General features: G+C 72.0%; 16 protein-coding genes and 1 pseudogene. 6 read left to right on the top strand and 11 right to left on the bottom strand.

Translation table 11 applies throughout. The features are described 5' to 3' along the window. Window positions 1-55 precede the first annotated feature (55 nt). On the top strand, window positions 56-1,282 hold the full coding sequence (locus RR3_RS17090; protein ID WP_048773155.1) for a polysaccharide biosynthesis protein: 1,227 nt from the start codon (window positions 56-58) through the stop codon (window positions 1,280-1,282). Between the two features lie 124 nt (window positions 1,283-1,406). On the opposite strand, the gene pgfA is transcribed toward RR3_RS17090, so the two are convergent. Beyond that, on the bottom strand, window positions 1,407-2,627 hold the full coding sequence (gene pgfA, locus RR3_RS17085) for a cell envelope lipid trafficking protein PgfA (RefSeq protein WP_048773158.1): 1,221 nt from the start codon (window positions 2,625-2,627) through the stop codon (window positions 1,407-1,409). Between the two features lie 191 nt (window positions 2,628-2,818). Between pgfA and RR3_RS17080 the strand changes: the two genes are divergently transcribed. Continuing rightward, a complete protein-coding gene (locus RR3_RS17080) occupies window positions 2,819-3,988 on the top strand; it encodes an acyltransferase family protein (protein WP_048773160.1) in 1,170 nt (389 codons plus the stop codon). On the opposite strand, the gene RR3_RS17075 is transcribed toward RR3_RS17080, so the two are convergent. The 4 genes from RR3_RS17075 to RR3_RS17060 form a co-directional block, all read right to left on the bottom strand. Beyond that, the gene (locus tag RR3_RS17075) at window positions 3,924-8,156 is read right to left on the bottom strand and encodes an alpha-(1->3)-arabinofuranosyltransferase domain-containing protein (protein ID WP_174557582.1); all 4,233 of its coding nucleotides are present in this window, start codon (window positions 8,154-8,156) and stop codon (window positions 3,924-3,926) included. The two genes, RR3_RS17080 and RR3_RS17075, sit on opposite strands and share 65 nt — an antisense overlap. Window positions 8,157-8,265: 109 nt before the next feature. Continuing rightward, a complete protein-coding gene (locus RR3_RS17070; RefSeq protein WP_003939230.1) occupies window positions 8,266-8,439 on the bottom strand; it encodes a DUF2613 domain-containing protein in 174 nt (57 codons plus the stop codon). Window positions 8,440-8,588: 149 nt separating this feature from the next. Beyond that, window positions 8,589-9,671 (bottom strand): isochorismate synthase, encoded by a 1,083-nt coding sequence (locus RR3_RS17065; RefSeq protein WP_040274928.1) that lies wholly within the window; start codon window positions 9,669-9,671, stop codon window positions 8,589-8,591. A 44-nt stretch (window positions 9,672-9,715) separates the two neighbouring features. Further along, the gene (locus RR3_RS17060; RefSeq protein ID WP_010593519.1) at window positions 9,716-10,183 is read right to left on the bottom strand and encodes a universal stress protein; all 468 of its coding nucleotides are present in this window, start codon (window positions 10,181-10,183) and stop codon (window positions 9,716-9,718) included. A 125-nt stretch (window positions 10,184-10,308) separates the two neighbouring features. Here RR3_RS17060 and RR3_RS17055 point away from each other — a divergent pair, with 125 nt between their 5' ends. Next, window positions 10,309-11,490: a glycoside hydrolase family 3 N-terminal domain-containing protein gene (locus RR3_RS17055; protein ID WP_040274931.1), complete on the top strand. Its 1,182-nt coding sequence runs from the start codon at window positions 10,309-10,311 to the stop codon at window positions 11,488-11,490. Window positions 11,491-11,555: 65 nt separating this feature from the next. Then, entirely contained in the window at window positions 11,556-12,164 is a 609-nt protein-coding gene (locus RR3_RS17050; RefSeq protein ID WP_010593517.1) for a TetR/AcrR family transcriptional regulator, read from the top strand. 102 nt (window positions 12,165-12,266) lie between these two features. Here the strand turns inward: RR3_RS17050 and RR3_RS17045 are convergent, their stop codons facing one another. From RR3_RS17045 to RR3_RS17020, 6 genes are all read right to left on the bottom strand, one after another. Next, entirely contained in the window at window positions 12,267-13,505 is a 1,239-nt protein-coding gene (locus tag RR3_RS17045; RefSeq protein ID WP_010593516.1) for an NAD(P)/FAD-dependent oxidoreductase, read from the bottom strand. Then, window positions 13,502-13,687 carry a rubredoxin gene (locus RR3_RS17040; RefSeq protein WP_003939212.1) on the bottom strand — a complete coding sequence of 62 codons (186 nt, stop codon included), beginning with the start codon at window positions 13,685-13,687 and terminating at the stop codon, window positions 13,502-13,504. Before RR3_RS17040 ends, RR3_RS17045 begins: the two co-directional genes overlap by 4 nt. Window position 13,688: 1 nt before the next feature. After that, window positions 13,689-13,850: a rubredoxin gene (locus RR3_RS17035; protein ID WP_003939211.1), complete on the bottom strand. Its 162-nt coding sequence runs from the start codon at window positions 13,848-13,850 to the stop codon at window positions 13,689-13,691. Continuing rightward, window positions 13,850-15,073 carry an alkane 1-monooxygenase gene (locus tag RR3_RS17030; protein WP_010593515.1) on the bottom strand — a complete coding sequence of 408 codons (1,224 nt, stop codon included), beginning with the start codon at window positions 15,071-15,073 and terminating at the stop codon, window positions 13,850-13,852. Before RR3_RS17030 ends, RR3_RS17035 begins: the two co-directional genes overlap by 1 nt. Before the next feature lie 272 nt (window positions 15,074-15,345). Beyond that, a complete protein-coding gene (locus tag RR3_RS17025) occupies window positions 15,346-16,203 on the bottom strand; it encodes a MaoC family dehydratase (protein ID WP_040274936.1) in 858 nt (285 codons plus the stop codon). After that, the gene (locus RR3_RS17020) at window positions 16,203-17,549 is read right to left on the bottom strand and encodes a 3-oxoacyl-ACP reductase (RefSeq protein WP_010593512.1); all 1,347 of its coding nucleotides are present in this window, start codon (window positions 17,547-17,549) and stop codon (window positions 16,203-16,205) included. The genes RR3_RS17025 and RR3_RS17020 overlap by 1 nt, the downstream gene beginning before the upstream one ends. Before the next feature lie 143 nt (window positions 17,550-17,692). Between RR3_RS17020 and RR3_RS17015 the strand changes: the two genes are divergently transcribed. Together RR3_RS17015 and RR3_RS17010 are read left to right on the top strand one after the other, a co-directional pair. Further along, window positions 17,693-19,006 (top strand): acetyl-CoA C-acetyltransferase, encoded by a 1,314-nt coding sequence (locus RR3_RS17015; RefSeq protein ID WP_010593511.1) that lies wholly within the window; start codon window positions 17,693-17,695, stop codon window positions 19,004-19,006. 244 nt (window positions 19,007-19,250) lie between these two features. After that, window positions 19,251-19,508 (top strand): annotated as a pseudogene (locus RR3_RS17010) (VanW family protein); the annotation flags it as partial.

The following is a 19,508-nucleotide window of genomic DNA, read 5'->3' as shown; positions in this document are numbered from 1 at the left end:
CGCCTCGTCGCCCGCACCCGCCGCGTGCAACCATGGTCCGATGCCGCGACCTGAGATGCCGCGCCCGGCCACCGGAACCGCCGTCGCCGGGATGACGATGGTGACCGCCGGTGCCATGACCGCCAACCTGGCGTCCTATCTGCTGCACCTGCCGGCGGCCCAGTGGCTCGGACCCGCGGGATACGGGGAGTTCGCCAGTCTGCTGGCCGCCCAGCTGGTCCTGGCCGTGCCGGCGCTCGCCCTGCAGACCGTCGTCGCCCGGGAGACCGTGCGCGGTGCCGGCACCGCGGCCCTGCGCCGTCTCGGCTATCGCTGCGCCGGCCTCGCCGGGTTCGTCGCGCTCGCCGTCGTGCCCCTCGTCGCGTGGGCCCTCGACACCAGCGTCGCCGGTGCCCTCGGCTCGCTCGTCACCGCACCCCTGCTCGTGCTGCTCGCCGCCGAACAGGGGCTGCTGCAGGGCCGGGGACGGTTCGGCGCGCTCAGCGTCGTCCTCGCCGCGGCCGGCGTGGCGAAGGTCGTGCCCGCCGTCGCGGTGCTCGCCGTCGGCGGCGGACCGGGGGCGGCCCTGTTCGCCGGCGCGGTCGGCACCGGGTTCGTCGCGGCCGCGGCCGCCACGCTCGTGTCGCGCTCCCCGGCGGGGCCCGGATCCGGGACCGCCCCGGCGGTCGGCGTGCTCGCGGTGCTGCGCGCTTCCCAGGTGCAGCTGGCGCTGATCGCCCTGACGTCGCTGGATCTGCTGCTCGCCCGCACCGTCCTCGACCCGCAGGACGCGGGATTGTATGCGCTCGGCGCCGTCGCGACGAAAGTCGCGTTCTGGCTGCCGCAGGCGGTCGGGGTGGTGCTGTACCCGCGGATGGCCGACCCCGCCCAGTCCGCGGCCGCGGTCCGCTCGGCCCTGACCGTCCTCGTCGGGATCGGTGCGGCGCTCGTCGCGGGCGCAGCCGTGGGCGCGCCGCTCGTGCCGCTGCTCGTCGGTGACGCCTACGCCCCGGTGCAGTCGCTGCTGTGGCTGTTCGCCCTGCAGGGCGCGTGCCTGGCGGTCCTGCAGGGCGCACTGCTGTCCGCGATCGCGGGCGAACGCACCCACCTCGCGGCCGTCGCGTGGGTCGGTCTCGCGGTGGAGGCTGCCCTCATGCTCACCGTCGCCACCACCACGAGGCAGTTCGTGCTCGTCGCTGTGGCCGTCGCGGCGACGACGGCCGCGGTGGTCTCCGTCCTCGCCGTGCGCGCCGCCCGCACCGTCGGGCCGGATACGCGGCCCGCCCCGTCGGGCCGAATGTGACATCGGTTCGATCCAACCGACGCGATGTCACATTCGGTCACACGCCGACGCCCTCCCGATCGGGAGTCCACACGCCGATGCCCCTCCCGATCGGGAGGGGCATCGGCCGGGTACCTACTGCTACCTACTGCTGCGGCGGTTCTTTGCGCAGGTCGGTGCGCGGGATCTCCTGCGTCTGGTCGGTGGTCCAGTCCCGCTGCTGCGGGGGAGCGTCCGTGCGGGGGATCTCCTCGGTGCGGTCGCTGGTCCAGTCGCGCTGGGCCGGGGCGGCGTGGGCCGGTCCGGCCGGTGCGGTCGGGCCGCCCGTCGCGGCGACGGGACGGCCGGTGCGGCCGCTGCCGCCGCGCAGGCCGAGCACGATGCCGGCGATCAGCGCGAGCAGGCCGAGGATGCCGAGGATGATCGGCACGGTGCGACCGAACAGGTTCAGGGTGTCGATACCGTTCTTGGCCTGTTCCACCTGGAACTCGATGGTGTCCTCGTTGAACGGCAGGGACACCTGCAGCACCGTCACCTCGGGACGGCTCGCCTCGCGGGCGTAGTACTGGTACTGCTGCTCCTGGCCCTTGATGACGACGCCGGTCTCCGGCTCGACCCACAGGTCACGGACGTTGGTGTACCAGCGGGTCATGGTCACCGGCGTCTCGCCGCCCTCGACGCCCCACGTGGAGGCGGGCAGGCTCAGCTTGTAGGTCGGCACCGACGGATCGACCGCGGACAGGTCGACGGGCTCGATCTCGTGCCGGAAGTGGTAGACCTTGACGCCGTTGATCTCGGTCTCGTCGATGTAGTCGATCGGGTAGGTCTCGCGCGCATTGAGGTCGAAGTACGGGTAGGACTTCTGCTCGGTGCCGAACGGGAAGCGGTACTGCAGACCGTCGCGGTTCGGGATCTCCGTCGGCGGAGCCGTGGCCGAGGTCTGGATGGTGCTGACCGCGTCCGGGTTCTCCTCCTTGGTGACCGGCATGCCGCTGACCCGGTCCACCGTGACCCGGTCGACGATGGCGGAGACCAGACCCGTGTCGCCCTGCATGTCCAGGCGACGGACCGTCTGGCCCGCCTGCAGGGTCATGATGTCCGCATCCGACGGCTCCTCGACGGTGACGAACCGCTGCGCCACGATCGGCACGTCGGTGTCGACCTGCGCCCGCCCCGACAGCAGTGCCCGCGCGTTGAGGATGTCGCCGGTGCCCTCGGCGACCGTGGTCACCTCGAGGTCCAGCGGCGTCTTGGCGAGTTTGCCGACGGTATACGTCGGGATCAGTATTGCCGCGACGATGAGGAAGGCGCCGAGGCCCACCAATGCCAATGCCAGTTTCCGGCCCGAGCCCGAACGCTCAGCCATGCTGTGTCTCCTCACTCAACGGTTCCATCGAGTACCCCCACCGGCAGCCGGTCTGCACGGATCGCCTGGCATCCGGCTCGCGAATACCACGTGAGCCCAGACACTAACAGGGCATCCGCCCGGCGCGCGCCACCGTTCGGACTCGAGATCCAGGCTTCCCCGCCCCGAAGCGACCGGGCAGACTGTCGTCGATGACCAGCAGTGCCCCCCCCACCGCCTCGGCTCCCGCCGTCTCCGGCTTCCTGCCGGCGCTCGAGGGCATGCGCGGATTCGCGGCCGTCGGCGTCCTGATCACGCACGTGGCATTCCAGACCGGCGCCGTGCACGACCCGGTGCTCGGCCGCATCTGGGGGCGGTTCGACCTCGCCGTCGCCCTGTTCTTCGCGCTGTCGGGCTTCCTGCTGTGGCGGCCGCACGCGGCGGCCGCGCGTGGTCTCGGGGCCGCGCCGACCACCGGGCGCTACCTGCTGTCCCGGGCCACCCGCATCCTGCCTGCCTACTGGGTGGTGGTGTGCATCGTGCTGCTCCTGCTGCCCGAGGCGGGCGGCGGGTGGCGGCTGTGGCTCGCGAACCTGACCCTCGTGCAGGTGTTCGTGCCGCTGAGTCTCACCGAGGGGCTCACCCAGATGTGGAGCCTGTCGGTGGAGGTGGCCTTCTACCTGCTGCTGCCGCTGTTCGCCGCGGCGCTCGCCGGTCTGCGTGGCGAACGGGCCCGGTTCCGCGTCCCGCTGTTGCTCGCCCTGAGTGCGCTGTCGCTGGTGTGGGCGTGGCTGCCGGTTCCCACCCCGGACCACATCAACCACGACAACTGGCTGCCCGGCTATCTGCCGTGGTTCGCCGCCGGCATGGTGCTCGCGGAGCTCGTGACGGGCGAGCGGACCTGGGTGCACCGCCTCGCGGCGCACCGGGTGCTCATGGCGGTGGTCGCCGTGGCCGCGTTCGCGCTGTCCACCACGGCCCTCGGCGGGCCGGAAGGCCTCGTGAAGATCGATCCGTGGCAGTACAACGGCAAGATCCTGCTCGGCGCCCTCATGAGCTTCGCACTGCTGGCGCCCCTCGTCCTGGCGCCGCGCGCCGAGCACCGCATCCTGGCGAGCGGTCCGGCGCTGACCGTGGGCCGATGGTCGTACGGCATCTTCATCTGGCACCTGGCCGTGCTGTCCATCGTCTTCCCGGTCTTCGGTCTCATCCCGTTCCAGGGCGACTTCTGGTTCGTGCTCACGGTGACTCTGGTGCTGAGCATCGCCGTCGCGTCGGTCAGCTACGCCCTCGTCGAGGAACCGGTGCGCCGGGAGGTCAGGCGCCGTCAGAGCCGCGTCGCCTCCACCGCAGAACGCGTCGCAGATTCCGCCGCGCCCTGACCGAGACCGGCAGCGCCGCGATTCCCAGCGCGACGAGCCCGCACAGCGCGGCGAACTGGACGGCGACCGAGTGCCCGACGTAGCCGTCCGGCGCCCGCCACGGCCCGGTGGACAGCAACGCCATCGCCGTCATGGTGGCGCATCCGGTCACGACGACCAGCGTGCGGGCAGCCACGTCGCGGCCCCAGCGGGCGCCCACCGCCACGATCGCCGCTGCCGCCACGACCGTCGTCGCCGCGCCCACCGCGCCGGCCGCGAGGACCGCGACGGCCAGCACGCCGGCGAAGCCGACGGTGGTACTGCCCCAGACCCGGGGCGACGGCCCCGGGTCGGCGACGGTGCGCCGGCGCGGCCACGCCGCGAGCGCGAACAGCGGCAGCAGCAGGAGCAGGCCGCCGAAGATGCCGAGGCGATACCACCGGTCGGTGGCGAATTCGAGGGTCACGGTGCCGCCGGTCCCGGCGGGCACGACCCAGCCCTGCTGCCAGCCGTCGACCACCACGGGTGTCAGTTCGGTGCCGTCCGCGGCCGTGGCGACCCAGCCGACGTTGGTGCTCTCCGGCACGACGACGAGCCGGTCCCGTTCGGACGCGGGCACCTCGAGCTCGCGCAGGTTCTCCGTCCAGGTGCCGACGGCGAGTTCGGTGGGTTCGGCTGCCGGCGGGCTCGCGGCGCCGGGAACCGGGAGCCGCAGCGTCCCGACGGTGAACGCCTGGCCCGGGTCGATCTCGACGTCGACGCGCCCGGCGGGCAGCGGCGCGACGGTCTCGTCGCACAAGGTGGCCGGCACCTCGACACCGGCGGCGAGGTCCGCGACGGTCGCGGTGACCGAGGTCCGGTAGCTGCGTCCGTCGACGGTGAGCACGGGCCCGGTGTCGCAGCCGACCGTGACCTGCCGGTCGTACACCGGATCCTGCGGACCGATCGGACCGTCCGGGCCGAGGACGGTCACCTCCGCCAGACCCGGCGGGACGACCTTCGCGAAGCCGAGCACCGTCTGGTCCAGCACGTCCTCCCAGCCGACCAGGCCGAGCACCACCCGATCCGTCACGTGTGGTTCGAGATCAATTGTCGTCGTTGATGATTCGACGTCGCGCACCTGCGGTCCGCTGCCGAGGTCGACGGCGACGCGGGTCGGGCGCGCCGGCAGCGGTCCCAGGCCCGCGGTCACCTCCAGGCCGGTCACCAGCTGCGGGGACGGCAGGTCGAGCGTGACGGTCGGTCGCGGCGCGCCGGGGCGCACCGACTCCTCCGACGCCGTCCACGTGGTGCGCGGATCACCGTCGGTCGCGGCGAACGCGGAGCCCTGCAGGTCGACGACGTCGGCGGCGCCGCGGGCGACCACCCGGTCCGGCAGCGCGGCGATCTCGGCGAGGGCCGGGCCGGGCCGGGCCCGCACCCACGGTTGCGGCGTCACCGACGTCGCGTCGGGCACCGACAGGGTGCGGGTGAACAGGTTCGGCTCCTCGGCTGCGACGGCCAGACCCCGCGCACACCGCACCCGATCGGGGGTGTCGACGCAGCCGCCGCGGCCGGGCAGTTCCTGACCGAGATTCCAGCCCCGCACCGTCGCCCCGGCGACGACGTCCGGCAGCACGATCCGCTGCCGGATGTCGACCGGCCGGGGGTTGTCGCGGTCGGTGAAGTCGTCCACCGCCACCTCGGTCAGCCCGAACTGGTTGCCCACCGACCCGTCCTCGGTGCGGGTGGAGGTGATCCGGATCCAGGTCGTCCGTCCGAGCGGCAGCGCCACGGTCTGTTCGCGGCCGGGTTTCTCGACGCGCACGGCCGTGCTGCCGCGGTCGGTGGTCACCTCGAGCCATTTCACCGCGGGGCCGAGCGCGCCGGGGCTGGTGCTCAACCGCAGCAGCCCGGCCTCGAGGGGCCGGTCCAGGTCGAGCTGCAGCCACTGGCCGACCGCGGACTCGAGGCCGTTGCTGTGCCAGCCGGTGGTGGGATCGCCGTCGACGGTGGCCGCCGGTCCGCTGCCCACGGAGGTGCCGCCGAGCTGGGTGGCGTCGGACGCGGAGCTGGACACACTGATCCGGGCGCCCTCCCATTCGGCATGCACGAGGTCGGTGTCCGGCACCGGATAGTCCGGTACGAGGTTGTAGGTGCGCCGCGGGTCGCCGGCGGCACGGATCGCCGAGCTGTGGTGGTCGACCTGGCCGTAGTCGGTCTCACGGGCGGTGGGGGTGTCGGTGACGAGGACGTCGTCGACGGGCAGACCCGCGCGGTTCGCGTCGGCGGCGAGCAGGGCGGGGCCGGTGCTGCCCGGCTCGGCGTCGTCGAGGCGCAGCAGGGCCTCGGGGCCGCCCTGCACCCGGGGCACGTCGGCCGCGTCCACCGCGTACGGCCCGACCGGAGCGCCGGGCAGGTCCACGCGGTAGATCTCGACCGCCGGGTACGCCGGCCGCAGGTCGGAGTCGGCGGTGAAGCCCTCCTCGAAGTTCCGGGTGATCTCGTTGCCGAACTCCGCGACCCGGACCAGCCCGGGGGAACCCTCGATCGCCCGGTGCACGAGCACCGGCCGCGCCGACGGCGACGTCTCCGGGTCGAGGTCGTTGCGGATCACCACGTACCCGATGCCCTGACCGCGCAGCGTCGCCGCCAGCCCCGGGGTGGGCCGGCCGTCGGCGATGTGCCGCTGCACCGAGTCCAGGGCCCGGATCGCGCCCGGCGGCACGAGGGGCACGGCGTCGCGGGAGGCCCACGGCGTCGACGCGAGCGCCTGGAGGGGCTCGTCGCGGGTCAGGCCCCAGATCTGGCTGCCGAAGGGGGCGCCCGGCACGATCAGCGCGCGTTCCCCACGGGTGTGCTCGTCGAGCCACGCGGCGGTCTCGTGCCAGTATCCGGGCACCGCATCGTAGGCACCGCGCGGGGCGAGCCGGCCGGTCCACGCGAGCGACGTCGCGAGGGTCAGCGCCACGAGGATCAGGGTGGCGAACGCGACCATGGGCTGCCGCTCGGGATGCGCGAACGCGGTCCGGGCCTGCCGCCACGGCACCGCGCCGGGCAGCGGCACCCGGCGCAGCAGATGCGCGAGCCCGAGCACGAGCGGCAACCGCACCAGCGGCTCGAGCTTGTGCACGTTGCGCAGCGGGGCGCCGGTCGAATCCAGGAAGTGCCGGACCTGCTCGGCGATCGGCGAGCCGAGGTCACCGACGTACCCGGCGGCCAGCCCGGCGATGCCGGCGAACAGGATCAGCGTCCACCGCCCCCGGGCGGGCATCGAACGCATCGCCAGTCCCGCCAGGCCCGCGGCCGCGAGCAGACCGGTGACGAGGACCGCCGCGGGCTGGGTGACCAGCACCGCGCCGGCGATGCGCTCGGGGGAGACGAACGGGGTCCAGCTGTCGGTGCCGCGCAGCACCTCCGCCAGCGAGGTCCACTGCGTGGTCACCCCGGACGATTCGATGTAGTCCAGGAACGGCGGGCTGACGCGGCCGAGCAGCAGCAGCGGCACGATCCACCACAGCACCGCGACGACGCAGGCCGGGATCCACCACAGCGTGAACCGCCACCATCGCCGGTTCGGGCGGTGTGCCAGCCACCACAGCCCGGCGACGAGGCACGCGGCGACGGTGGCGACGGCGTTGATCGCACCCATGAGCGCGACGGCGACGGCGGACTGCGCTGCCGCTCGTCGAGCGGAATACGACGCTGCCGCTCGTCGAGCGGAATACGGCGCTGCCGCTCGTCGAGCGGAATACGACCCGTCGCCGTCGAGGTAGCGCACGAGCGGCAGCAGCACCCACGGCGCCAGCATCATCGGCAGCGTCTCCGACGAGATGGATCCCAGGGTGGTCAGCACGCGGGGGGAGAGCGCGAACGCCGCCGCGGCGATCAGCCGGGAACCACGGTTACCGACGCCGAGCGCCTCCGCGAGCCGCACCACGCCCCAGAACCCGGCGAGCAGCAGCAGCGCCCACCACACCCGCTGGGTGATCCACGGGGGGATGTGCAGGAGCTGGCCGACGGCGAAGAAGGAACCGTGCGGGAAGAAGTAGCCGTACGCCTGGTTCTGTACCTGGCCGAGCGGCGCGATGCTGCTCCACTGGTGGGCGGCGCGGGTGAGGAACCCGAGGGGATTCTGGGTCAGGTCGTACTTGGTGTCGGCGACGATCAGGCCGGGGGCCTGCGCGAACGCCAGCAGCAGCGACACCACGGCGGCCCCGTACAACCACCGCCTGGAGAAGGGGTCGGCGGACGGTGCCCCACCGGGGTGGGGTGCCGTGCCGTGGGAAGTGCGTGAACTCGTCGCGTGGACGGCGCCGTCAGCGGCTGCCGTACTCAACCTGGTTCAGCAGGGAGGAATCGGCGTTGCCGCTGCGGTCGACCTGCGGGCGGGTGTTCTCCTGAACCGCCGCCGTGACGCCGAACACCGCCACGGCGCCGAGGACGGCACCGATCGCCGCGCTGGCCAGGCCCGGGCCCACGAACTTCGCCATACCCATCTCCCCATCGTCCATCGTCGGCTCCCGTGTGAGCCGACATCCGTCGCGCGCGCCCGTCGCCGGATCCGAACCGGTGTCGTCGCGCTCCGCGTCAAGGTATCACCCGCACGGGGACAACTGTGGCGTGCTCCACTCGTGGCGGCCTAGAGGCCGAGCACGCCGAGCAGTGTGCGCAGCTTCGCGGTGGTCTCGTCGAGTTCGGCCTGCGGATCGGATGCCGCGACGATGCCCCCGCCGCCCCACGCGAGGGCACGCCTGCCGTCGGCGCTGAGTTCGGCGCAGCGGATCGCCACCAGCCAGTCCCCGTCGCCGTTCGCGTCGCACCACCCCACCGCTCCGCCGTAGAAGCGACGGTCGCCCTCCGTGCCGCGGATCGCGGCGAGCGCGGCCTCGGTGGGAGTGCCGGCCACGGCCGGGGTCGGGTGCAGCGCCGCGGCCAGGGTCAGGACGTCCGTCCCGGGATCGCGCAGGGTGCCGGTGATCGGGGTGGCCAGGTGCCACACGTCGCTCGTCGCGGTCAGCACGGGCGTGCCGGGGATCTGCAGGTCACCGCACAGCGGGGCCAGGCGGGCGCGGATCCACTCGATGACGAAGGCGTGCTCGGCGAGGTTCTTCGCCGAGGCGAGCAACTGGCGGCCCGCCTCCCGGTCGGCGTCCGGGTCGGCGCAGCGCGCGGCGGTGCCGGCGAGTGGACGGCACGTCACGGCGTCGCCGCGACGGCTGACCAACAGCTCGGGCGTCGCACCGACCAGGGTGTGACCGCGGTACCGCTCGCCGGCGGCGCTCAGATCCACCGCGTAGACGTGGGCGGTGGGGTGGCGTTCGGCCATCCGGGCCGCGAGGGCGAGCGGGTCGACAGGGGTGTTCGCGACGAGCGTGACCGAGCGGGCGGCGACGACCTTGTCGAGTTCGCCGCGGCCGAGCCGGTCGCGCAGTGCCGCGACCCGCGCGACGTGTTGCTCCGGCGCCGGGGTCTGCGCGGCGATCCGCGCCGTGGGCAGGCCGGGCAGGGCGTCCGGCGGCTGCCACGCCGCGCCGGTCACCTCGGCGGTTTCGGGCTGGGTCAGCGCGGCCGGACGCTCGGGGTCGAACGGCAGCGCGCCCACGATCAGGTCGGCCTCACCGCGGCGCAACGCGAGGGAGGCCTCGGCGATGTCGGTGAACCGGCGGCGCGTCCCGGTGGTGTGCACGGTGCGATCGGCGCGGGAGAGCAGGAAACCGTCCATGGTGGGTCGACGATATCCTCGCCCGCGTGCGGTTCGCGCCGCGGCTAGCGTCCCGGCGGGACGATCAGCACGGGCCGGTGGCTGTGCCGCAGCACATGGTCGGCCACCGAGGACTGCAGCAGCGAGCGCAGGCCGGTGGTGCCGCGGGTGCCGGTGACGATGATGTCGACGTTCAGCTCGTCGGCGGCCTCGACGATGGCGGTCCACACGGCACTGACCACCTCGAGGGTGCGGCCCTCCGCGGCGAGGCCGGCGGAGCGGGCCAGGTCGAGTCCCTCCGCGTTGATCACCTTCGCGTCGGTGAGGGCGACGTCCTCGGTCTCCTCGTCGGGGACCCACTCCGGCTGCATCACCCCCGACAGCCCGGACATGCGGGCGGCCTGACGGACCATCGGTTCCCAGGCCGTGACGACGACGGCGCGGCACGAGGCGAGGAATCGCCCCGCATATTCCACGGCCCGCTTGGCGTTCTCGGAGCCGTCGTAGGCGATGAGGATGAGATCTGCGGGCATCACGAATCCCTGCTGTCGTGGCGGTCCTTGGGGGACACTTTACCGGCCGTCGTGGGCCGTGGGGACCACCCGCCGCCGCGGGTCGTGGGGACCGGCACGGTGGTGGTCGGCTACCGTCGGAGGCCATGCGGATCCGTCACACCCTCACCGTCGCGGTCGCGGCCGTCCTCGCCGTCGCCGGGTGCGGAGGACAGGACGCTCCCCGGGCCGCCGAGTCCACGGCTGCGCCCACGTCGCAGGACACCTCGGCCGTCGCGCAGCCACCGTCGCCCGCCCCCATGGCGACCGCGTCCGCCGCACCGGCGTGCGGCGACGAGCTGCTCGCGTCGCTGACGGTGCGGCAGCGGCTGGCGCAGCTGCTCAACGTCGGCGTCACGGGCACGGCCGACGCACTCGAGGCGGTGCGGTCCGAACAGATCGGCGGGATCTTCGTCGGCAGCTGGACCGATGTGTCGATGCTGGCGAACCGGGAGATCCCGCAGGTGACGGCGGCGAGCCGGCTGCCGCTGATGGTCACCATCGACGAGGAGGGCGGCCGGGTCTCGCGCGTCGGGGCGCTGCTGGGTCCCGATCCGTCGGCGCGGGTGACGGCGCAGACCATGACGGTGGAAGAGACCTACCGGATGGCACTGGAGCGTGGCCGGGAGCTCCGCGAGCTCGGCGTCACCGTCGACTTCGCCCCCGACGTGGACGTGAGCAGCCAGCCCGACGACGCGGTGATCGGCGACCGTTCCTTCTCCGCCGATCCGCAGGTGGTGGTGCAGTACGCCGGCGCCTACGCGCGCGGGCTGCGCGACGCGGGAATCCTGCCGGTGCTCAAGCACTTCCCGGGCCACGGTTCGGCGTCGGGCGACTCGCACACCGGTGCGGTCACCGCGCCGCCGCTCGAGCAGCTGCAGCAGGTGGACCTGGTGCCGTACCGGGAGCTCGTCGATTCCGGGGTCGCGGTGATGCTCGGGCACCTGGACGTGCCGGGTCTGACCGAGGGCGTGCCGGCGAGCATCAGCCCGCAGGCCGTGCAGTTGCTGCGTTCCGGAACGGGCTACGGCGCCCCGCCGTTCGACGGGGTGGTCTTCACCGACGACCTGTCGGGGATGCGGGCCATCACCGATACGTACGACATCACCGAGGCGGTGCAGGCGGCGCTCGCCGCCGGGGTGGACCAGGCGCTGTGGCTGTCCACCGACGACGTCCCGCGGGTGCTCGACCACCTCGAGCAGGCGGTGGCGACGGGGGAGCTCCCGGCCGCGCGGGTGGACGACGCGGTGCGCACCGTCGCGCGCGCCAAGGGCGCGCTGGACTGCTGAATCGACGTCGGAAACCCGATCCTTACTCTAGAGTAAGGATCGGAGCATCGGGACTTGGAGGAGACATGGCCGGCGGTACCAAGCGACTGCCTCGCGCGGTGCGGGAACAGCAGATGCTCGATGCCGCGGTGGAGGTCTTCTCCGAGAACGGATTCCACAATACCTCGATGGACGCCATCGCGGCCCGGGCGCAGATCTCCAAGCCGATGCTCTACCTGTACTACGGCTCGAAGGACGAACTGTTCGCCGCGTGCATCAGCCGCGAGGGGCAGCGGTTCGTCGAGGCGCTGACACCCGCCGGCGACCCCGGGCTCACGCCGCGCGACCAGCTGCGGGTGGCGCTCGAGTCGTTCCTCGGGTTCGTCGACGCCCACCGCAACTCGTGGATGGTGCTCTACCGCCAGGCGATGTCGCAGCAGGCGTTCGCCGGGCAGGTCCGCAGCAGCCGGGACCGGCTCATCGAGCTCACCGCGCATCTGCTGGAGTCGAGCACCCGCGACCCGGAGCCGGGAACGGACTTCGCCATCATGGCGGTGGCGCTGGTCGGTGCCGGTGAGGCGGTCGCCGACCGCATCGCGGGCGGCGAGATCGACGTGGAGAAAGCCGCCGACCTGCTCGAGAACCTCGCCTGGCGCGGACTGGCCGGCAAGAAGCGCACCGACCAGCACGGCTGAGACGCCCCGAGGCCCTGTCGGGGCAGTCCGGAGACGGCCCCGGCAGGGCCTCGGGGGAGCCTTCCGCCGGACGTCGTCCGGGCGAGCCGAGGTGGCTGCCCGTTACAGCGAGGCCGGCACGGCCGCGCCCCGACCGGCGACGTCGCCCAGTGCGACGGACTCGTCCGCCAGGGCGGCGCGGTCGATCGGGGCGCCGGCGGCCACGAGCCGGCGCACGATGCGGATGTCCTTCGGACGGCCGAGGGCGATCGCCCCCACGAGCCGGTCGCCGCGCAGCGCGAGCGCCGTGAAGTCGCGGTCCTCGATCGACCCGCGCACCACGTAGTCGTCGTCGTGCCGGGACCAGCCGGCGAACTGCAGGTTGTGCCCGTACTGGTTGGACCAGCCCCACGGCACCTCCGCGGCGCCGAGCGGCTGCCCGAGAACGGATTTCGCCGCGGCAAGGCCCTGCGCCCGGGCGCTGTTCCAGTTCTCCGTGCGGTGCCGGCCGCCGAGTACCGGGTCGGGTTGCTCGATCACGTCGCCCGCGGCGTACACCCCGGCGGCCGAGGTGCGGTAGGCCTCGTCGACGACGATGCCGTCGCCGACGGTGAGCCCGGCCGCCCGGGCGAGCGCGGTGTCCGGCACCGAGCCCACCGCGACGAGCGCGGTGCCCGCCGTCCAGGAGCGGCCGTCCTCCGCGACGGCGTGCACCCCGTCGTCGCTCCCGGTGAGGGAGCGCAGCGCGACGCCGGTGTGGACGGGCACGTCGTGTTCGGCGTGCAGGCCGACGTACATCCGGGCCACCGCGGGCGGCACGATGCGGGCGAGCGGCGACGGCGCACTCTCGAGCACCGTGACCTCGGCTCCCAGTTCTCGTGCGGTGGAGGCGACCTCGCAGCCGATCAGGCCGGCGCCGACGACGAGGAGCGCTCGGTGCGACGCGATCGCGGCCCGCAGCGGCGCGACGTTCTCCGCCGTGCGCAGGCTCAGCACCCGGTCCCCGGCGTCGTGCTCGAGGTGACGGGCGCGCGCACCCGTCGCCAGGATCACCGCGTCGTACTCGACGATCTCGTTGTCCCACAGCCGGAGTCGGTGACGTTCCGGGTCGAGTTCGACGACCCGGGTCTCGGTGCGCAATTCGATGTCGTGGTCGGTCCAGTAGCCGGCCGGTTCGAGTTGCGCCTTCTCGTCGGTGATCCTGCCGGCGAGCAGGTCCTTCGAGAGCACCGGCCGCCGGTACGGCAGTGCGGCCTCCTCGCCGATCAGCACGACACGGCCGGCGAAGCCTTCGTTGCGCAGGGTCTGTGCGGCGGTCGCGCCGGCCACCCCGGTGCCGACGACGACGATCGTCTCGGTCACGTCCGGCTGACCTCGACCATCTCGAAGTCGGACTTGGCGGCGCCGCAGTCCGGGCAGGACCAGTCGTCGGGGATGTCGTCCCAGCGGGTGCCGGGCTCGATGCCGTCCTCGGGCCAGCCCTCGGCCTCGTCGTACTCGAATCCGCACTGCAGGCAACGGAACAGCTTGTAGTCGGTGGTCATCTCAGCGTCCTTCGAAGTCGATCTTCTCGCGGACCCCGCAGTCGGGGCAGCACCAGTCGTCGGGAATCGCGTCCCAGGGGGTGCCGGCGGGGAAACCCTCGCGCGGCGCGCCGGCGGTCTCGTCGTAGACGTAGTTGCACACCGGGCATTCGTAGGCGGCCATCACTGTGCTCCGTACTGCGCGAGAACCTTGTCGCGCTTGCGAGGCTGGATGTTGGCTCGGGTGAGGTCGCCGTCGTAGTGCTCGACGACGCGATGGTCCATCACCTTGCGCCACAGCGGCGGAATGTAGGCGAGGCCGATCATGCTCGCGTAGCCGCTGGGCAGGTTGGGGGCGCCGTCCATGCTTCGCAGGGTCTGGTAGCGGCGCGTCGGGTTGGCGTGGTGGTCGCTGTGTCGCTGCAGGTGGTACAGGAAGATGTTGGTGACGATGTGGTCGGAATTCCAGCTGTGCGCGGGGGTGCAGCGCTCGTACCGGCCCGAGGCCGTCTTCTGCCGCAGCAGTCCGTAGTGCTCGAGGTAGTTCACCGTCTCGAGCAGGGAGAAACCGTAGACGGCCTGCAGGATCAGGAACGGAACGATGACCGGGCCGAACACCGCGACGAGCACGCCGAACAGGACCACCGACATCGCCCACGCGTTGAGGACGTCGTTGCGCAGGGTCCACGGGCTCTTGCCGAGTCGCTGCAGGCGGGTCTTCTCGAGCTCCCACGACGACTTCAGGCTGCCCCACACGCTGCGCGGCAGGAACGCCCAGAACGATTCGCCGAAACGGGCCGAGGCCGGGTCCTCCGGGGTGGAGACCCGCACGTGGTGGCCGCGGTTGTGTTCGATGTAGAAGTGGCCGTAGCCGGTCTGGGCCAGGGTGATCTTCGACAGCCACCGTTCGAGGTCGTCCTTCTTGTGGCCGAGTTCGTGGGCGGTGTTGATCCCGACGCCCCCCATCACGCCGACGCTGAACGCCAGGCCGATCTTCGAGACCAGACCCAGGCCGCCGTCGATCCCCAGCCAGGACAGGTCCGTGGCCGACCACAGGTAGCAGGCGAAGACGAGGCTGGCCAGCTGGAACGGGATGTAGGCGTAGGTGCAGTACCGGTAGTACTTGTCGTTCTCGAGCATCTCCATCACCTCGTCGGGCGGATTCTGCCCGTCGGGGCCGAAGAACCGGTCGAGGATCGGCAGCAGCACGTACACCAGCAGGGGACCGATCCACCACCACACCGACGAGACCGCGGTCCAGCCGAGTTGGTTGAATCCCCAGACCAGCGCCGTCGCGAGGAAGATCGCCGTGGGCGGGATCAGCCCCATGAGCCACAGATACCGCTTGCGATCGCGCCACTGTTCCACCGGCGTGTGCGCGTGCCGGCCGATGTCCGACGTCGTCACCGTTCGACCTCCCTGTCCCGTGATCCGCGGAGGAGCTGGTATGAGCCAGCTCACTGTCTCTTGGACAGTACATCAGTTTGGGTCGGCGCGGTAGACAAAGGAGAAGATTTGTAAATAGAGCCACTTCGCGACGCGGACGTCTTCGGAGTGAGGGACGCCAGAGTCAGCGACGCCGTGCGTGTTTTCGGTAGTCGGTACTACCGAAAACACGCACGGCGGTGGCGGTGCGTCGATGGTTCAGCGTGTGAGTGCGGACTGCGGCGCAGCCGCTCTCAGCGCAGGGTGGCGGTGAGGTGCGGGTAGCCCTTCTTCGGGTCGCGCAGCGCCAGGTCCCAGCCGGCGGCGGCGCGCGCGGCGTACAGATTCACGGTCGCGGGCAACAGGACCGGCTTGCCGAACCGGACCGAGTACGTCGCGTGCGACGGGATGCGGCCCTCCACGGCCCGCAGTGCCGCGGCCGCGCTCCACATGCCGTGCGCGATGGGCCTGGGGAACCCGAACGCCTTGGCGCCGAGCCGCGAGACGTGGATCGGGTTGCGGTCACCCGAGATCGAGGCGTAGCGGTCGATCGTCTTCTGGTCCACCCGCAACGTCGACGTCGGCACCGGCGGGATCTCCTCGGCCTTCGGTTCGGGCTTCGGCTGATCCGACAGCGAGGTGCGCTGCTGGCGCAGGAACGACGACGTCTGCCGCCACACCGGCTCCCGGCCGACGCTGATCTCGCTCACCAGGTCGACGAGCAGGCCCTTGCGGTGTTCCCGCAGGTTCTCGGCATGCACCCTCAGATCCAGCGGCTCGGTCACGGACACGGGCCGCAACTGCTCGATCACGTTCTCGGCGTGAACGGAACCGACGGCGGGGAAAGGGAAGCCCTTCGACACCATCAGCTTCATCACGACGGGAAACGTGAGGGTGAACGGGTAGGTCAGCGGCAGTGTGTCGCCGAAGCGCAGCCCGCACACCTTCGTGTACCCGGCCAGGTTGTCCGGGTCCACGCGCAGGCCGCGCAGCACGAGGGTGTCGTCGGGCAGGCTGTCGCCGGAAGCACCCACGACCGGCAGCGCCGAGAGCACCGCCCGGGAGTAGACGTCGAGAGTCGAAGGGCGTGAAGAAAGTTCGACGACAGCCATCACGCCCCCAGCATGGACTGGCCGCACACGCGCACGACCTGGCCGGTGACCGCGCTCGACGCCGGGTTGGCGAACCAGGCGACGGTCTCGGCGACGTCGACGGTCTGCCCGCCCTGCTGCAGCGAACTCATCAGCCGGCCGGCCTCGCGGGTGGCCACCGGGATGGCTGCGGTCATGGCCGTCTCGATGAAGCCGGGCGCGACGGCGTTGACGGTGATGTTCTTCTCGGCCAGCACGGGCGCGGTCGCCTGCACCATGCCGATGACGCCCGCCTTGGACGCGCCGTAGTTGGTCTGGCCGCGGTTGCCGGCGATGCCGGCGATCGACGACACGTCGACCACCCGGCCGCCCTCCTTCAGTGCGCCCCGCTCGACCAGTTTCTCGGTGATCTTCTGGGGGGCGAGCAGATTCACGGCCATGACGGCGTTCCACCGCGCGGCGTCCATGTTGGCGAGCAGCTTGTCGCGGGTGATGCCGGCGTTGTGGACGATGACGTCGGCGCCGCCGTGCCGCTCGAGCAGGTAGTCGGCGAGCTTGTCGCCCGCGTCCGGGGCGGTGACGTCCAGTGCGAGGGAGACCCCACCGACCTTGTTCGCCGTCTGCGACAGGGCGTCGCCGGCCGCCGGCACGTCCGCGCAGACGACGTGCGCGCCGTCGCGGGCGAGTACCTCAGCGATCGTGGCGCCGATGCCGCGGGCGGCGCCGGTCACGACGGCCACCTTCCCCGCGAGCGGACGCTCCCACGATTCGGGCGCCGTCGCGTCGCCGGCTCCGACACGGATCACCTGACCGGAGACGAAAGCGGACTTCGCGGACAGCAGGAAACGCAGCGTGGATTCGAGACCGGAGAGTCCGGTGGCGGCGTCGGGGGAGACGTACACCAGTTGCGCCGTGGCCCCCCGGCGCAGCTCCTTGCCGACGCTGCGGGTGAAGCCCTCGAGCGCGCGCTGGGCGATGCGCTCGTCCACGGAGGACGCCTCCTCCGGGGTGGTGCCGAGCACGACGACACGTCCGCTCGGACCGAGGCCCTTGATGGCGGGCTGGAAGAAGGTGAACAGCTGTTCCAGCCCGGCGACGTCCGTGATGCCGGTGGCGTCGAAGACGAGCGCGCCGTACTCGGTGTCGGCGGGGTCGGCGAAGGGGTAGTCGGACAGCAGCGTGCGGATCGGTTCGACGAGGCGGCCGTTGCCCCCGAGGAGCAGCGGGCCCGCCAGCGGCGGCTGCCCCGGCTCGTACCGGCGCAGCTTCTCCGGCTGCGGCAGGCCGAACTGCTTGGCGAGGAATGCTCCGGGCGCGGACCCGATCAACTGGGCGTAGAGGCCGGGGGCGGTCTTGGTTTCAGCCACGATTCCACCTTCTCTGGTTCGGACGTCGGTATTGTCGGGAGGGGCCGACGATGTGGTGTCGACAATGAACTTACTCGCGAGTAAGAATAGTAGCGAGAGCCCGTACTCACCGCCATCATCCACCAGCATCCCGGGAGACGTCAGTGACCACCACCGCCCGTTCCACGCAGCTGCGCCGTGTCGCAATCCTCGGCGGCAACCGGATCCCGTTCGCCCGGTCGGACCGCACGTACGCCCGCGCCTCGAACCAGGACATGTTCACCGCCACGCTCGACGGCCTGGTGAGCCGGTTCAATCTGCAGGGTGAGCGGCTCGGTGCCGTCGTCGGCGGTGCCGTCCTCAAGCACAGTCGCGACTTCAACCTGATCCGCGAGTGCGTGCTCGGCAGCGCGCTGAACCCCCACACCCCCGCCTGGGACCTGCAGCAGGCCTGCGGCACCGGCCTGCAGTCGGTGATCTCCGTGGGGGACGCCATCGCCGCCGGCCGCATCGAGGCCGGCATCGGCGGCGGAGTCGACACCACCTCCGACGCCCCCATCGGTGTCAACAACGAACTGCGCGAGTTCCTGCTCTCCCTCAACCGGGCCCGTTCGACGGGGGACCGCATCAAGCTGCTCGGCCAGGTCCGGCCGTCGATGCTCGGTGTCGAGATCCCCCGCAACGGCGAGGCCCGCACGGGGTTGTCCATGGGGGAACACGCGGCCGTCACCACCAAGGAGTTCGGCATCTCCCGCGAGGCGCAGGACGAACTCGCCGCCGCGAGCCACCGCAACATGGCCGCCGCCTACGACCGGGGCTTCTTCGACGATCTCGTCACCCCCTTCCTGGGCCTCACCCGCGACGACAACCTGCGCCCGGACTCGACCGTCGAGAAGCTCTCCGGCCTGAAGCCGGTGTTCGGAGTCAAGCTCGGCGACGCCACCATGACCGCGGGCAATTCGACCCCGCTCACCGACGGTGCGTCGGCGGCGCTGCTGTCCTCCGAGGAGTGGGCCGCGGAGCGCAGGCTCCCCGTGCTCGCCTACCTCGTGGACTCGGAAACCGCGGCCGTCGACTACGTCCACGGAGGTGACGGCCTGCTCATGGCCCCCACCTACGCGATCCCGCGCCTGTTGCGCCGCAACGGCCTGACCCTGCAGGACTTCGACTTCTACGAGATCCACGAGGCGTTCGCCTCCGTCGTGCTGGCCACGCTCCAGGCGTTCGAGTCGGAGGAGTACTGCAAGGGCCGGCTCGGCCTGGACGCTCCCCTCGGGTCCATCGATCGCACCAAACTCAACGTCAACGGCTCGTCGCTGGCGGCCGGGCACCCGTTCGCCGCGACCGGCGGACGCATTCTCGCGTCCCTGGCGAAGATGCTGCATGAGAAGAAGCAGGAGACCGGCAAGCCCGTGCGGGGCCTGATCTCCATCTGCGCTGCAGGTGGGCAGGGTGTGACCGCCATTCTCGAGGCCTGAGTCCCGCTTCCCGCGGTCCCGTCCGGAAAAAATCTCGGAAGTCTGTAACGCCCGGGCGGGACCACCGATAAACCAGGCGACCTCGCGTTGCTGCCTGACCCCCGACCTGGCGGCAGCGCGAGGTCTTTCGCTTCTCCGTGCGCGCTCCGGCCGCCCGTCCGATCGGGAGCGCTCGGAATCCGACATTAGGCTGGATACCGAGTGGTGTGCCCGAACCGGGGCGCACCCCGGTGAAAGGACACGGGTGAGCGGCAAGAACGGGACGAACGACCCCGAGGACGGCCAGGACGACGCTCGATCGGTCGTCCCCGAACCGGAGGCTGCGGCTCAGGACGCCGCCGGTGACCGGTCGGAGGCAATCCCCGGGGAGAGCCCCGAGCACACCCCGCCGTCCGTCGCCGACGACGCTGCGCCCGAGCCTGCCCGGTCGGGCCCGGACGCCGAGCCGGCACCGCCGGCGGAGGTACCGCCCTGGGAGGCGCCCACGGCCGTGCTGCCCGTC

The organism is Rhodococcus ruber NBRC 15591, assembly GCF_001894945.1.
Lineage (GTDB): Bacteria > Actinomycetota > Actinomycetes > Mycobacteriales > Mycobacteriaceae > Rhodococcus > Rhodococcus ruber.
This window is presented reverse-complemented; position numbering and strand designations above follow the sequence as displayed.

Excerpts from the sequence above, each read along its gene's own strand:
- RR3_RS17080 (WP_048773160.1), top strand. The coding sequence starts at position 2,819 with ATGACCAGCAGTGCCCCCCCCACCGCCTCGGCTCCCGCCGTCTCCGGC.
- RR3_RS17040 (WP_003939212.1), bottom strand. The coding sequence starts at position 13,687 with ATGACCACCGACTACAAGCTGTTCCGTTGCCTGCAGTGCGGATTCGAG.
- RR3_RS17090 (WP_048773155.1), top strand. The coding sequence starts at position 56 with ATGCCGCGCCCGGCCACCGGAACCGCCGTCGCCGGGATGACGATGGTG.
- pgfA (WP_048773158.1), bottom strand. The coding sequence starts at position 2,627 with ATGGCTGAGCGTTCGGGCTCGGGCCGGAAACTGGCATTGGCATTGGTG.
- RR3_RS17035 (WP_003939211.1), bottom strand. The coding sequence starts at position 13,850 with ATGGCCGCCTACGAATGCCCGGTGTGCAACTACGTCTACGACGAGACC.
- RR3_RS17055 (WP_040274931.1), top strand. The coding sequence starts at position 10,309 with ATGCGGATCCGTCACACCCTCACCGTCGCGGTCGCGGCCGTCCTCGCC.
- RR3_RS17060 (WP_010593519.1), bottom strand. The coding sequence starts at position 10,183 with ATGCCCGCAGATCTCATCCTCATCGCCTACGACGGCTCCGAGAACGCC.
- RR3_RS17070 (WP_003939230.1), bottom strand. The coding sequence starts at position 8,439 with ATGGCGAAGTTCGTGGGCCCGGGCCTGGCCAGCGCGGCGATCGGTGCC.
- RR3_RS17025 (WP_040274936.1), bottom strand. The coding sequence starts at position 16,203 with ATGGCTGTCGTCGAACTTTCTTCACGCCCTTCGACTCTCGACGTCTAC.
- RR3_RS17065 (WP_040274928.1), bottom strand. The coding sequence starts at position 9,671 with ATGGACGGTTTCCTGCTCTCCCGCGCCGATCGCACCGTGCACACCACC.
- RR3_RS17050 (WP_010593517.1), top strand. The coding sequence starts at position 11,556 with ATGGCCGGCGGTACCAAGCGACTGCCTCGCGCGGTGCGGGAACAGCAG.